The organism is Frondihabitans sp. PhB188 (genome assembly GCF_003752365.1).
Classification (GTDB): domain Bacteria; phylum Actinomycetota; class Actinomycetes; order Actinomycetales; family Microbacteriaceae; genus Frondihabitans.
Genome location: NZ_RJUO01000004.1, coordinates 124,802 through 138,529, shown reverse-complemented (window position 1 = coordinate 138,529; position 13,728 = coordinate 124,802). Strand labels below are relative to the sequence as shown.

At 68.6% G+C, this 13,728-nt stretch carries 15 protein-coding genes and 1 tRNA gene; 11 read left to right on the top strand and 5 right to left on the bottom strand.

Annotated elements, in window-relative coordinates:
- Positions 1-6: 6 nt before the first annotated feature.
- From EDF46_RS12675 to EDF46_RS12665, 3 genes are all read right to left on the bottom strand, one after another.
- Positions 7-195, bottom strand: coding sequence for a DUF2273 domain-containing protein (locus tag EDF46_RS12675; RefSeq protein ID WP_123506680.1), 189 nt, complete (start codon positions 193-195; stop codon positions 7-9).
- On the bottom strand, positions 192-638 hold the full coding sequence (locus EDF46_RS12670) for an Asp23/Gls24 family envelope stress response protein (protein ID WP_123506679.1): 447 nt from the start codon (positions 636-638) through the stop codon (positions 192-194). Before EDF46_RS12670 ends, EDF46_RS12675 begins: the two co-directional genes overlap by 4 nt.
- A gap of 122 nt (positions 639-760) precedes the next feature.
- On the bottom strand, positions 761-1,825 hold the full coding sequence (locus tag EDF46_RS12665) for a helix-turn-helix domain-containing protein (protein WP_158614245.1): 1,065 nt from the start codon (positions 1,823-1,825) through the stop codon (positions 761-763).
- Positions 1,826-2,065: 240 nt separating this feature from the next.
- On the opposite strand from EDF46_RS12665, the gene EDF46_RS12660 reads away from it, so the two are divergent.
- From EDF46_RS12660 to EDF46_RS18370, 4 genes are all read left to right on the top strand, one after another.
- A complete protein-coding gene (locus tag EDF46_RS12660) occupies positions 2,066-2,680 on the top strand; it encodes an RNA polymerase sigma factor (RefSeq protein WP_370454118.1) in 615 nt (204 codons plus the stop codon).
- Positions 2,677-3,276 (top strand): Asp23/Gls24 family envelope stress response protein, encoded by a 600-nt coding sequence (locus EDF46_RS12655; protein ID WP_158614244.1) that lies wholly within the window; start codon positions 2,677-2,679, stop codon positions 3,274-3,276. Before EDF46_RS12660 ends, EDF46_RS12655 begins: the two co-directional genes overlap by 4 nt.
- On the top strand, positions 3,266-3,628 hold the full coding sequence (locus EDF46_RS12650) for a hypothetical protein (protein WP_123506675.1): 363 nt from the start codon (positions 3,266-3,268) through the stop codon (positions 3,626-3,628). Before EDF46_RS12655 ends, EDF46_RS12650 begins: the two co-directional genes overlap by 11 nt.
- Positions 3,629-3,772: 144 nt before the next feature.
- Positions 3,773-3,919 (top strand): hypothetical protein, encoded by a 147-nt coding sequence (locus EDF46_RS18370; RefSeq protein ID WP_158614243.1) that lies wholly within the window; start codon positions 3,773-3,775, stop codon positions 3,917-3,919.
- 16 nt (positions 3,920-3,935) lie between these two features.
- On the opposite strand, the gene EDF46_RS12645 is transcribed toward EDF46_RS18370, so the two are convergent.
- Positions 3,936-4,691: a GDSL-type esterase/lipase family protein gene (locus EDF46_RS12645; RefSeq protein WP_123506674.1), complete on the bottom strand. Its 756-nt coding sequence runs from the start codon at positions 4,689-4,691 to the stop codon at positions 3,936-3,938.
- Positions 4,692-4,878: 187 nt separating this feature from the next.
- Between EDF46_RS12645 and EDF46_RS12640 the strand changes: the two genes are divergently transcribed.
- Entirely contained in the window at positions 4,879-6,114 is a 1,236-nt protein-coding gene (locus EDF46_RS12640) for a sensor histidine kinase (RefSeq protein ID WP_158614242.1), read from the top strand.
- Between the two features lie 95 nt (positions 6,115-6,209).
- Here the strand turns inward: EDF46_RS12640 and EDF46_RS12635 are convergent.
- Positions 6,210-6,296, bottom strand: a tRNA-Leu gene (locus EDF46_RS12635).
- 144 nt (positions 6,297-6,440) lie between these two features.
- Here EDF46_RS12635 and EDF46_RS12630 point away from each other — a divergent pair.
- Genes EDF46_RS12630 through EDF46_RS12605 form a run of 6 tightly spaced genes read left to right on the top strand, consistent with a single transcriptional unit; the run spans position 6,441 to position 13,677 of the window.
- The gene (locus tag EDF46_RS12630) at positions 6,441-7,178 is read left to right on the top strand and encodes a DUF3662 and FHA domain-containing protein (RefSeq protein ID WP_123506672.1); all 738 of its coding nucleotides are present in this window, start codon (positions 6,441-6,443) and stop codon (positions 7,176-7,178) included.
- Complete coding sequence (locus tag EDF46_RS12625; RefSeq protein ID WP_123506671.1) at positions 7,175-7,708, top strand: FHA domain-containing protein; 534 nt, start codon at positions 7,175-7,177, stop codon at positions 7,706-7,708. Before EDF46_RS12630 ends, EDF46_RS12625 begins: the two co-directional genes overlap by 4 nt.
- Positions 7,709-7,711: 3 nt before the next feature.
- On the top strand, positions 7,712-8,953 hold the full coding sequence (locus tag EDF46_RS12620) for a PP2C family serine/threonine-protein phosphatase (RefSeq protein WP_123506670.1): 1,242 nt from the start codon (positions 7,712-7,714) through the stop codon (positions 8,951-8,953).
- Positions 8,940-10,400, top strand: a complete 1,461-nt coding sequence (locus tag EDF46_RS12615) for an FtsW/RodA/SpoVE family cell cycle protein (protein ID WP_123506669.1) — start codon at positions 8,940-8,942, stop codon at positions 10,398-10,400. Before EDF46_RS12620 ends, EDF46_RS12615 begins: the two co-directional genes overlap by 14 nt.
- Positions 10,400-11,854, top strand: coding sequence for a penicillin-binding protein 2 (locus tag EDF46_RS12610; RefSeq protein ID WP_123506668.1), 1,455 nt, complete (start codon positions 10,400-10,402; stop codon positions 11,852-11,854). Before EDF46_RS12615 ends, EDF46_RS12610 begins: the two co-directional genes overlap by 1 nt.
- Complete coding sequence (locus EDF46_RS12605; RefSeq protein WP_123506667.1) at positions 11,851-13,677, top strand: protein kinase; 1,827 nt, start codon at positions 11,851-11,853, stop codon at positions 13,675-13,677. The genes EDF46_RS12610 and EDF46_RS12605 overlap by 4 nt, the downstream gene beginning before the upstream one ends.
- Positions 13,678-13,728 lie beyond the last annotated feature (51 nt).

Below are 13,728 nucleotides of genomic sequence, written 5' to 3'. Positions count from 1 at the left end.
CCGCGGTCACGAGGACCGCCGCCCGCGGAGGGCGTCAGACAGGGACTTCACGTCGAGCTTTCCCTCGACGACCCGGCCCACACCCCAGCCGATCACGATCGCGACAGCGACCAGGATCATGGCCCAGAATCCGAATGCGACTGCCGTCAGCGCGAGCACGGCGCCGATCAGCATTCCCTTGGTAGTGGAGGTCACTTGACGCGGCTCTCGGTCTCGGTGTCGTTGTCCTCGTCGTCCGACGGGATGAAGACGTCGGAGACGGTGACGTTGACCTCGGTGACCTCCATGCCGACGACGGTCGAGATGGCCTCGGTGACGCTGGCGCGGACGCTGTCGGCGAGCTTCTGCAGCTCGACCGGGTACTCGGCGACGACGACGATGTCAGCGGCGACCTGCTTCTCGCCGACCTCGACCTTGATGCCCTGGCCGCGGTCCTGCTGGTTGATCGCGGAGCGGATCGCGCCGATGGCACGAGCGGCACCGTTGCCGAGGTCGTGCACGCCGGGCACCTCGCGGGCGGCGATGCCGGCGACCTTCTCGACGACGCCCTCGGCGATCGTGTTCTTGCCGGTCGCGGTTCCCGAGGCGGGGGTGGTCTTGGCGACGGAGCTGGACGTGGTGGGGGTGACGTTCGTCATTTGCTTTCTCCTTGATATTTGTTGTCGTGCTACCCGGGACCCGGAGAGCTGCACCCGAGTTCGTGGGGCACATCATTCAGACGCATTGACTAATGACTTCGTCATGGGCGTCCAGAAAATCTTCAGAAAACCGTCAGTTCGGATCGGTTTCCGGCCAGCGGAGGGACTCCCGAAGGCCGCCCTCGCCGGAGTGTCTCGTTCGGTTTCTCCCCGAAGCGAGCCTGATACGACGACGCGAATCGACCCAGGTTGCCGAACCCCCAGGCGCGCGCGAGATCGTTGACCGTCGCCGTCTTCGGGGTGTGCTCGAGGAGGTCCCGGCGCACCCTGTCGAGACGCACTCGACGGAGGTACTCCGTGGGCGACATCTCGAGGTGGCGCTGGAACGAGTTCTGCATGGACCGCGTGTTCAAACCGACCGCCGACGCGGCATCAGCCGGCGTGATCGGCAGGTGCGCGTTCTCGTGGAGGAACTCCACGGTCGCCCGCACCTTCGCGAGGCGCGGTGTCAGGAGCGCCGCCGGGACGTGATGCGTGTGCCAGGAGAAGACGTCCAGAAGCGTTCGCGCTACGGCGAGGTTGGACTCCATGCGGATCAGTGGCGGCGCGTCGGCGTCGGTGATGACGGGCGAGGCCGCCGACATGGTCTGCCGCCACTGCGCGAGGCCGCTTTCGCTGGGCCTGACCTGGTGCCGGAACGCGAGGGGCTGCTCAGGGCCGCCGTGACGCTCGGTCGCGATCCTCTCGAGGAAGGGTCTCGCCACGTGCACGAGGTTCTGCAGGCCGGGCCCGGTCTCGAACCGGAAGCTCTCGGAGGAGGGGAGCACGGCGAGACCTCCGGGACGGAGGTCGAGGGTCTCCCGGGTGGTCGCGATCCTGCCGCCGCCCTGACGGAACCAGGTGGCGACGTAGTCGTCGAGCCGACCGATCTCGCCGACCAGAGTGCCGGACAGGCTCGACAGGCGGAGGCTGACGTTCTCGTCGCCGAGAGATGCGAAGCGAAACGAGAAGGGCTCGTCCGGCTCCAGGGCGGTGAATCTCGCACCTCCGTACGCGCGCTCCGACAGACGGGCGGCCTCGGCGGCGCTCCGCCCCGATACCTCGAAGCGGGCCAGGGGCGCGTCGACCAGCGACGAGATCGGATCGGGGTCCTGCGACCTCGCATCAGTGGCGGGGGTGGTGCTCACTTCTCTCCTCCTCCCGCGGCATGCGATCGGTCTCACTGGGCGATGGACCGCCCGTCAGGAGTTAGGACGAGATGAGTGGACCGAATGTCACAAACCCGTCTGATGAGATGTTCGGAGTTCGCTTTCGACGCGAAGGGCCGGCCGTCGCCCCCAGAACGAGGGCAGAAGCACGGCTTCGCTGGGTGCCCGATCGGTCTCGGGTCGGTTCCGGGCCAACAGCTGGTGCGGCGTGCAAGGTTGGTGGTAGTCAGGTGGAGGCCGATCCGGCCGCACGTTCGATCGATCAGGGAGGCCGTCATCGTCGACCTCGATCCGCTGTCGGAGGCTGCTGACGCGACTCTCGCCGCGCGAGCCGCCGACGGCGACGTGCACGCGTTCGAGATGCTCGCGCGTCGACACGGGCCCCTCATGCGGGTGTACTCCGCCAAGCTCCTCGGCTCCGACATCGAGTCGGACGACGTCGTCCAGGAGTCGTTCCTGACCGGCTGGCGGCAGATCGCCGAGCTCGACAGTCCCGCGCATGTCCGCAACTGGCTCATGCGCATCGTCACCCGCAAGGCGATCGACAGGATCCGCGTCCGTCGCGATCACGACGACATCGACCAGGTGAACCCCCCGGCTCACGAATCCCGCTCTCCCGAGAAGATCGTCGAGACCCGCCTGCAGCTCGACGCCGTGTGGGAGGCTCTCGACAGACTCCCCGCGGATCAGCGACGGTGTTGGCTACTACGAGAGACCGCCGGCTACAGCTACCAGGAGATCTCGGACGCACTCGAGATCCCGGTCTCCACCGTGCGGGGCCTCCTGGCTCGCGCCCGACGATTCGTTCTCCACGAAATGGAGGCATGGCGATGACATTCGACGCTACCTCCGTGCCGGAAGACGACCTCGACGGCCACACGATGGAAGAGCTCGGCGACTACCTCGACCGAGGCCGCACGCCGTACGACCCCTCGATCGAGACCTCCGCAGCCTGCCGTCTCGCCCTCGTGGGGATGACCCGGATGCAGGAACTCGCCCGCACTGCGCTGGAGCACGAGTCCGGGCGCGATCCTGCCCGCGACGATGCCTGGATCTCAGGACTCCTCGACACCATCAAGACCGAGATCCGATCCGGGAGGGACATCCCCGTCGGGCATCCGAACCCCGTGCTCCGGCTCGCACTCACCGAGGCGGCCGTCCGAGGCGTCATCCGCCGCGCCGGCGACACCATGGGCGGCGTGATCATGGGCCGGTGCGTGCTGGACGGAGACGTGACGACGCCCGGAGCGCCCATCCGCATCGACGTGACGGCCGGCCTCGAGTACGGGATGTCCGTGGCCGAGACGGCCGACAGGCTTCGCGAGCGCATCACACGCGCGCTGGCGGAGCACACCGAGCTCGTCATCGGCCAGATCGACGTCACGATCGACGATGTCTACCCGGGAGGGGACCGCACCGATGACCGATGACACCGAGCTCTCCCGCCAGCTGACGGCGGCCATCCGAGCGACGGAGGGGGTCTCGGGCGTCTACCCGGCGCAGCCGATCCTCGAGGCTGCCGCCGGGGCGGTGGCCGTGCGGCTCGCCCTGCGCGTCCCGGACGTGCTCGTCGACATCGACCGGGCCGACGACTTCACGACGGTCAGCGCGCACATCTCCACTGCCGGCGAGAGACCCGCCACCGAGACGCTCCGGCGGGTGGGCGAGCTGCTTCTCGAGCGGCTGGGGGCAGAGCCGTCGATTCGGGGCGAGGTCGCTGTCAACGTGAAGGTGCGCCTGGTCGAGGAGGCTGGCGCATCAGCCGTGAGCGGCTTAGCCTGAGGCGATTCACCCGGTCGGAAGGACACCCGAGGCCATGACGAATTCGAGCACGACCCGAACGCCTTCCCTGGCGTCGACAGTACCGCTCAACGCTCTCGCGGTGATCGGCTTCGTCCTGGCGTTCGTCTTCTGCCAGCCGGTCTCGTGGTCTCCCTGATCGCTCTGCGCAGCACCTCCCGGACCGGCGAGCGCGGAAGAGGACTCGCCATAGCCGGGACCGTGGTCAGCCTGGTCTTCGTCGCGATCGGGGTCACGGCCGGCTTCATGGTCGGGTGGCAGCTCCAGGTGTGAGTCGTCACCGGCGCGGTCACGCCGCGATGGGAGCCCCGCCGACCGGCGACCGTGACGAGCCGGCGGCAGCCGACCCGATGGTCGTCCCCCACAGGTGGTGCAGCTTCTTCCACGAGAAGCTCTCCTGCACGTAGGCGTGCCCCTCGCGCCAGTCCGGAGTGACCACGAACACGCTGCCCGCGTCCGAGCGGTCCTCCTCGAGGACGGCCATGGCGGTGGCGTTGAGCTGGTCGATCCGCTCCTTGATGAGCAGGCGCGCCAGCCGCGGGATGGGCTGGAACTCGTGCATGGGCGGGATGCCGGCGAAGACGATCTGCGTGTCGGGGCCGAACGACTCCCGCGCGCGGGCGAAGACGGTGCGCAGGTCGCGGCCCCAGGCGCCCGCGTCGGTGGCGAGGAGCACGTCGGGGATGCCGATCATGAACACGACGCGCGAGAAGTCGTACGTGTCGTGGCACGGCAGGGTCGCCACCCGATGCGCTGTGAGGTCGAAGGCGGTCAGGGTCGACCAGGTGACACCCCGGCCGGTGCGCTGCCCGATGGCCGCCGCCGTGTACGAAGCGGCGCTCATCCCGTGACGGAGGACGCCGTAGCCGGCGACGGCGATATCGCCCACGAACAGGATGCGCTCGGGATCGGGCCCCCCGACGACACCCTCGGGTTCGTCCTCGGGGAAGAACGCGCGGTCGACATTCCGGCTGTAGAGCCAGAAGTGCAGACGCAGGATCGGCCGGGCGAAACGGAAGGCGAGGCGTGAGAGGAGAGATGTCATAGTCGGGGTGCCTCAGGGTGACGAGGCTGATCAGCAGGCACGGTTCGTGACGCGCGCTGAAATTCTCCCCGGTCGAGGCCGCAGGCGACTGCCCCCAGTTCTGAGGGTCGACCGATCGTTATGACAACGGTAGACAAGGGTGACCGCCCATTCGGCCGGTTCGTCGCACCGTCGTCAGGGAGTCACCGTGCCGCTTCTCCGCACGCGCCCCGCCCTGCCCGATCTCGTCGGCACGCTCCGAGCCGGCCGCCGACAGAAGTACCTGATCAGCTCCGCTCTCGTCGAGAAGGTCATCGCTCGAAGCCTCGCCCTGTACTGCCTCGTCTTCGGGGCGGTCGCCGTGCCGGAGGCATTCCGCGGCCAGCCGGCCATGAACCAGGTCTGGGCCTGGTGCATCGGATTCGCCGTCTTCGGCAGCCTGAGCGCGACGGTGATCGCCGGTCTCACCGGGCGACATGCGAAGACCGCGGCAGGAACTGCCAGCGCCGTCTACCTGATCGTCACCGTGTCCTGGCCCTTCTTCGCCTCCGACCCCGCGCGGGTGGCGCCGACCGCCCCCTGGCCGAGCCCGCTCTCGACGATCGCCTTCGCCGCCGCCGCATTCGCGTTCCCGCGAGTGCTCGCGATCGCCTACATGGCCATGGTCTACGTCGCCTACATCATCGTCCGCGAGACTCCGGCCGGCGGCGGCAGGCCGTTCCTGCAGTCCATCGCCGAGGCCGGGTACGGCCTCATGCTGGGTCTCGTCGTGCTGCTGCTGATCGGCATGTTCCGCCGCGCATCGGCCGCCGTCGACTCCGCGCACGGGACCGCCACGCGCAAGTACGCGCACGCCGTCCGAGAGCATCGCACCGAGCTCGAGCGCGTGCAGGTGGATTCGATCCTGCATGACAGCGTGCTCACCACGTTTCTCACGGCGGCGCGTGCGCACTCCCCCGAGGAGCGCCATCTGGCCGTCGCCATGGCGAAGCACGCCCTGACCGAGGTAGCCTCGGCCGGGGCACTGCCCACGACCATCGACGACCTCGTGCCCCTCGACCAGCTCCGGGCCCGGTTCGCCGCGGCGTGCGAGGAGCTCGGCATCACCGCCGGGTTCAGCAGCGAGGGGCTGAAGGACTACTCGATCCCGGGCAGCGTCGTCGAGGCCTTCTTCTCGGCCGTCATGCAGGCCCTGACGAACAGCATCCAGCACGCCGGCCCAGGCGTCGTGACCCGCAACGTGCACATCCAGTGGCGCGACGAGGTGCTCACCGTCGGCGTCACCGACGACGGCCTGGGCTTCGACACCGCCACCATGACGCCGGGCCGCCTCGGCGTACGGGTGTCGATCATCGAGCGCGTCGCCAACGTCGGCGGGCGTGCGTCGATCGACTCGACGCCGGGCGAGGGCACCGCAGTGACCCTGACCTGGCCTGCGGCCTGAGGCTGCGGGTCGCCGAGCGACGCCGTCGCGGGATCTCCGCAGACAGAGAGAGCCCCGCTCATCGAAGACGAACGGGGCACTCGGAGACTGCTTGCTGGTGCGCGAGGGGGGAGTTGAACCCCCACGCCCTTTCGGGCACACGGACCTGAACCGTGCGCGTCTGCCTATTCCGCCACTCGCGCCAGCGTCGGCCTCTCAGCCAACCTGCTGGCCTCTCAGCCAACCTGAAAACGATAGCATGCAGCGGGCACTACTCTTGCACCCGCTAGCTTGGGCAGACTTATCGGCCAGGCGGCAACCGGCCGAACGACCGACCAGGAGATCCAGTGGGACTGCTCGACAACTTCGAACGACGTCTGGAGCGTGCTGTCAACGGCACGTTCTCGAAGACGTTCCGTTCGGGCGTCCAGCCGCTCGAGATCACGGCGGCCCTGAAGCGCGAGATGGATGTGAAGGCGGCCGTGGTCTCGCGCGAGCGGATCCTGACGCCGAACGAGTTCACAGTGGCGCTCGCCTCGAAGGACTTCGCGCGGATGGACGAGATGGGTCGTGCCCTCGTCGACGAGCTCGCGGCCGAGGTCGAGGGGCACGCGCGCAAGCAGTCCTATTCTTTCGCGGGTCGCGTCCGGATCGAGCTGCGGCTCGACGAGCGCCTCACGACCGGCATCCTGCGGATCGACTCGGCGAACGTCCGCGAGGAAGACGTCGTGTGGACCCCCGTCGTCGAGGTCGAGGGCACGCAGCACTCCCTCCCGAAGGGCCGCACTGTGATCGGCCGCGGCAGCGAGGCCGACATCACCGTGCAAGACACCGGCACGAGCCGAAAGCACGTCGAGATCCTGTGGGACGGCCAGCACGCTCAGGCCACTGATCTGGGTTCGACCAACGGCTCCAAGCTCGATGGCGTCCCGCTGACCAAGGCCGTCGTTCAGCCCGATTCTGTGATCCAAATAGGTCGTACGCGTATCGTGTTCCGAGTGCTTCCCGTCTCGACGTCCCGCAGCGGCTCCGCCGACGGCTCCCGCACCGGCCATAATCCGCCGGAAGGGGGCGCCCTCCGATGACCAGTGAGCTGACCCTCCTCGTCCTCCGCCTCGCCTTCATCGTCGTGCTGTGGCTCTTCATCTTCTTCATCGTCTACGCGCTCCGCAGCGACCTGTTCGGGCAGCGGGCCAAGAAGCTGCCCGCCGACCAGCAGCCCGCCGGCGGCCAGGCCCAGGCGGCAGCAGCGGCGGCCCCGAGTCAGGCTCCGCGGGCTCCCGCAGTTCCTGCGCCCGCTGCCCCGGCGCCGACCTCCGACGTGACTGCGACCCGCCTCGTCATCACCAAGGGCGCCAAGAACGGCCTCGAGATGCCGCTCGGCGACGGGCCGCTCACGATCGGCCGCTCGAACGAGAGCAACCTGATCATCCGCGACGACTACACCTCGACCCACCACGCCCGGCTCATGCTGTGGAACGGCCGCTGGGTGATCCAGGACCTCGACTCGACCAACGGCACGTTCGTGAACGGGGAGCGCATCTCCGTCCCGACGCCGCTCGCCTCGAACACCACGGTCACCATCGGCACCACGAGCTTCGAGTTGCGGCGGTAGCGGGTGGCGTCGATCAGGAGCGCTGCGCTTTCCAACGTCGGAAAGATCCGGGCCAACAACCAAGACTCCGGCTACGCGGGCAATCAGCTCTTCGTCGTGGCCGACGGCATGGGCGGCCACGCCGGCGGCGACGTGGCCTCGGCGATCGCGATCCGCAGGATCCGCGAGACCGACAAGCCCTACTCGTCTCCGGGCGACGCCGAGTTCGCCCTCCAGTCGTCGCTGATCGCGGCCAACCAGCTGCTGGCCGAGACCGTCTTCGAGCACCCCGAGCTGACCGGCATGGGCACGACCGTCAGCGCGATGATGCGCGTCGGCGACAGCATCGCGATCGCCCACATCGGCGACTCGCGCATCTACCTGTACCGCGAGGGGGAGCTCAGCCAGATCACGGCCGACCACACCTTCGTGCAGCGCCTCGTCGACTCGGGCCGCATCACGCCCGAGGAGGCCGCCGTGCACCCGCGCCGCTCGGTGCTGATGCGCGTGCTCGGCGACGTCGACGCGGCCCCCGAGATCGACACGGCGATCCTGGGCACGCAGCCGGGCGACCGCTGGCTGATCTGCTCGGACGGCCTCTCGAGCTACCTCGCCGAAGACCGGATCCGCAAGGCGCTGGCCTCCGGGCTCGACGCCGACGCCGTGTCGCGCCGTCTCGTCAAGGAGACGCTCGACCACGGCGCCCCCGACAACGTGACCGTCGTCGTCGTCGACGTCGACGAGAGCGAGATCTCGTCGGCCGAGCAGCCCACCACCGTCGGCTCGGCCGCCACGCCCCTGACGTTCGAGGGCGAGCAGGGCCGCCGCCCGCTGCGCCTCCCCACGATCCTCCTGCACCCGCTCAAGGTGGCCACGACTCCAGAAGACAGCCACTTCGAGCCCGAGTCCGACGAGTACCTCGCCGAGCTCATCGCCGAGGACCGCCGGCGCGCCCGCACCCGCCGCATCACCTGGCTGGTGGCTCTCGCCGTCGCGATCATCATCGTCGCGACCGGCGTGATCCTCACCTACCGCTGGACCCAAGACCACTACTACGTCGGCGAGCAGGACGGCACCGTCGTGATCTACAAGGGCGTGCAGCAGACGCTCGGGCCGATCCACCTGTCGAGCGTGTACGAGACGACGCAGGTCAAGGTCGACGACCTGTCGAGCTACACGCAGACGACCGTGAAAGACACGATCAACGCGGGAAGCCTGACCGACGCCCGGACCATCGTCGAGAGGCTCGCGAATGCCAGCGGCTGATGACGCCACCGAGGCGATCGGCCGCCCCTCGACCCCGGCCGCCGCGAGCGCCTCGACCCCTGCGGGCACGAACCTCACCGGCTCCACCCTCACGCAGACGATCACGATCCGCCCGCGCCAGCCGGCGCGCCTGCGCAACATCGAGCTTCCGCTGCTGATCGTGGCCTGCGGAATCTCAGCCGGGGCGATGCTCTTGGTGCAGCTCGGCGCCCTCGGCGAGATCCGCTCCGACGTGCTGTGGTCGGGCGGCCTGGTCCTGCTCCTCGCCCTCGTCCTGCACGTCGTGCTCCGCGTCGTCGCGCGCGACGCCGATCCGTTCGTGCTGCCGATCGCCCTCACCCTCAACGGCCTGGGCATCGCCGAGATCTACCGCATCGACATCCCCTCCTGGTCGGGCTCGAACCCGACCCACGCGGGCGAGCGCCAGATCCTGTGGACGACAGCGGCTCTCGTCGTGGCCATCATCGCGATCATCGCGATCAAGAACTACCGGATCCTCGCCCGCTACCGCTACATTGCGATGTTCGTCTCGATCGTCTTCCTCCTGCTGCCGCTCGTGCCCGGCCTCGGCCGCCGCGGGCTCGCCGCACGCGTCTGGATCGACGTCGGCCCGCTCTCGTTCCAGCCCGGTGAGATCGCCAAGATCACGCTCGCGATCTTCTTCGCCGGCTACCTCGTGCAGGCCCGCGACAGCCTGTCGCTGATGGGGCCGAAGATCCTCGGCATGCGCTTCCCGCGGCCCCGCGACCTCGGGCCGATCCTGATCATCTGGGGCATGGCCATGGTCGTGCTGGTGTTCGAGAAAGACCTCGGCACCTCGCTGCTGTACTTCGGCCTGTTCCTGGTGATGATCTACGTCGCCACCGGCAAGGCCAGCTGGGTCGTGCTGGGCATGGTCCTGTTCGTCGGCGGCGCCATCGCGGCCGCCCTCACGCAGGAGTACGTCCACGACCGGTTCGAGGCGTGGCTGAACCCGCTCAGCAACTCCGTCTACGGCGCGCCCGGCGGCAGCTACCAGCTCGTCACGGGCCTGTTCGGCCTCGCCAACGGCGGCCTCATCGGCACCGGCTTCGGCCAGGGCAGCCCCGGCACGACGCCGCTCGCGCAGTCGGACTACATCATCGCGTCGCTCGGCGAGGAGCTGGGGCTCGCCGGACTCATCGCGATCCTGGGCCTCTACATCCTCCTGGTCTCGCGGGGCTTCCGCATCGGCTTCGTCGGCACCGACGACTTCGGCCGCCTGCTCGGCGTCGGCCTCTCGTTCATCATCGCCCTCCAGGTGTTCGTCGTCATGGGCGGCGTGACGCGCGTCATCCCGCTGACCGGGCTGACCATGCCGTTCCTCGCGGCCGGAGGCTCCTCCCTGCTCTCGAACTGGATCATCGTGGCGCTCATCCTGCGGCTCTCGGACGGAATCCGCACCGGCCCCCGGGCGGTGGTCGGCTGATGAACAAGGAGCTCAAGCGCGTCAGCATCGTGGTGCTCGCCATGTTCGTGGCGCTCATGGTGTCGAGCACGTACATCACCGGCTTCCAGGCGGAGTCGCTCAAGGCCGACCCGCGCAACAGTCGGGCGATCCTGCAGAGCTACTCCGCGCAGCGGGGCGCCATCGTCGTCGACGGCCAGGCGGTCGCCGACTCGAAGCCGGTCGACGACCAGTACAAGTTCTTGCGCACGTACTCGGACGGCGAGCTCTATGCGCCGGTGACCGGCTACTACACGCTGGGTCAGGGCTCGACCGGCATCGAGAGCGCCCTGAACAAAGAGCTGTCGGGCACCTCGAACGAGCAGTTCTTCGACAAGCTGAACTCGCTTCTCACCGGCAAGGACCCCGAGGGCGCGACGGTCAACACGACGATCGACGCGGCCGTGCAGAAGGTCGCCTACGACGCCCTCGGCAGCAACACCGGCGCCGTCGTCGCGATCGAGCCGTCGACGGGCAAGATCCTCGCGATGGTGTCGAAGGGCTCGTACGACCCCAACCAGCTGGCCAGCCATGATCGCGCCAGCGTGCTGAAGGCGTACAAGACGCTCATCGCCGACTCGTCGCAGCCGCTGATCAACCGGGCGATCCAGGGCGATCTGTACTTCCCGGGCTCGACCTTCAAGCTCGTCGTCGCGGCCGCCGCGTTCGAGAGCGGCAAGTACACGAAGGCCTCGAAGCTCGACAACCCGGCGACGCTGACCCTGCCCGGCTCGACCCGCAAGATCAACAACGCCGAGGGCGGCTCGTGTGGCGCCGGCAAGACGGTCACGATCGAGACCGCGCTCATCGACTCGTGCAACATCCCGTTCGCCGAGCTCGGCGCCGAGCTGGGCTACGACCGGATCAACGCGATGGCGAAGGCGTTCGGCTTCGACAGCGCCCTCGAGATCCCGCAGCGGACCGCCGAGAGCGTGTTCCCCTACACCGACGACACCGCGACCCTGATGCTGCAGTCCTTCGGGCAGGGCAGCGTCCGCGAGTCGCCGCTGCAGGTCGCCATGACCACAGCGACGATCGCGAACGGAGGCACCGAGATGACACCCACGCTCATCGAGAGCATCGTGAACCCGGACCTGTCGACCCTGAAGTCGTTCCAGGCTCAAGAACTGGGCACCCCGATCAGCTCCGACACCGCGGCGACTCTGACCGAGCTCATGACCGAGGTCGTCAACAAGGGCACCGGAACCAATGCAAGAATTAGCGGCGTCGACGTCGCGGGCAAGACCGGCACCGCGGAGAACGGTGACGGCGACCCCTACACGCTCTGGTTCACGGGATTCGCTCCGGCGAAAGACCCGAAGGTGGCCGTGGCGGTCGTCGTGGGGAACGGTGGCGGTCAGGGACAGTCGGCGGTCGGCAATACGGTTGCGGCACCGATCGCAAAGCAAGTGATGGAGGCGGTGCTCAACAAATGAGGCCATTCAGCGGGCTCACTCTGGGCGGACGGTACGAGCTGTCGTCCCGCGTCGCCATCGGCGGCATGGGCGAGGTGTGGCAGGCGACCGACCTGGTCATCGGCCGGACCGTCGCCGTCAAGATCTTGAAAGACGAGTACCTCGGCGACCCGGGGTTCCTCGAGCGCTTCCGCGCCGAGGCCCGTCACGCCGCTCTCGTCAACCACGAGGGCATCGCCAACGTCTTCGACTACGGCGAGGAGGAGGGCAGCGCCTACCTCGTCATGGAGCTCGTGCCCGGCGAGGCCCTGTCGACCGTGCTCGAGCGCGATCGCGTGCTCCCCACCGACAAGGTGCTCGACATAGTCGCGCAGACGGCGTCGGCACTTCAGGCGGCTCACGCGGCCGGCCTCGTGCACCGCGACATCAAGCCCGGCAACCTCCTCGTGACGCCGGACGGCCGAGTCAAGATCACCGACTTCGGCATCGCCCGCATCGCCGACCAGGTGCCGCTCACCGCGACCGGCCAGGTCATGGGCACCGTCCAGTACCTCTCGCCCGAGCAGGCGTCCGGTCACCCGGCCTCGCCCTCGACCGACATCTACTCTCTCGGAATCGTCGCCTACGAGGCCCTCGCCGGCCGCCGCCCCTTCACGGGCGAGTCGCAGGTCGCCATCGCGATGGCGCAGATCAACGAGACGCCGCCCGATCTGCCGACGACCATCCCCGAGCCCGTGCGCAAGCTCGTCTACTCGTCCATCGCCAAGAAGCCGGCGGAGCGACCCGCTTCGGCGTCGGCGCTGGCCCAGGCGGCCCGGGCCCTTCGCCGCGGCGACGTGGCGGCGGCGACCGCCGCAGTTCCCATGCTCGGAATCGGGGGTGCCGGCGACGCCGCGACCCAGGTGTTCGCCGCTGCCGATGCGACCACCCGCCTCATGTCGGCCGCCGACGCGCAGGCGCCGACGACCGCAGTCAACCCCGGCCTCGGCACCGGTCTCGTCGAGACGCCCGGCGAGGGCGACGAGGAGCCTCAGAAGAAGAAGCGCGGCCCGTGGTTCTGGCCGATCATCGTCCTCGCCATCATCATCGTCGTCGGCGGCGGCATCGGCCTCGCGTTCGCTCTGACCAATGGCGGCACGCCTTCGGCGCAGGAGACGACCAAGGCCCCGCCGAAGTCGTCGAGCACCCCCAGGGAGTCGCCGACGCCGACCACGACGCCGACTGACGACAGCGCGCTGATCGTGCAGACCGACTACACCGGCAAGACCGAGGCGCAGGTGCGCCTGCTGCTCGGCGACATGGGCTTCGAGGTGAACACGTCGCAGGATTCGCAGACCGCACCGACCACGGCCGACCAGGGCAAGGTGTACAAGGTCAACCCGACCGGTGTGGTCAAGAAGACGACCCCGATCGTGATCTACGTCTACACGGCGGCCCCCTCGGCCGACCAGCCGGGCGCGCCCACGGCGGCACCCACCGCGATCGACACGACGCAGATGGCGACGATCACGATCCCGACCTACACCGGCTGCCCCGTCGGCTACTCGCTCACCGGGTTCAGCTACACGATCTCGGGCGGCACCGACTCGGGTGGCAAGACGTCGAACTCGGTCGGCGCCAACACGACGACCGTGACGGTGAAGTCGACCGAGGTCGGCACGCTGACGTTCAGCTACAAGGCCAAGTGCGGGTCCGTCACCTCGGCCGCGTCGGCCGGCGTGTCGGTCACCGTGACGGCGGCGCCGTCGGCCGATCCGACCGACGACGGCACCGATCCGGCTGCCGGCGATGGCACGAACGGCAACGGAAACGGCAACAACGGCAACGGAAAAGGCAACCAGTAGGTCTGCTGTAGGTACTTGCGCCCTCACAGCGCGCCCAGACCTCCACGGTCC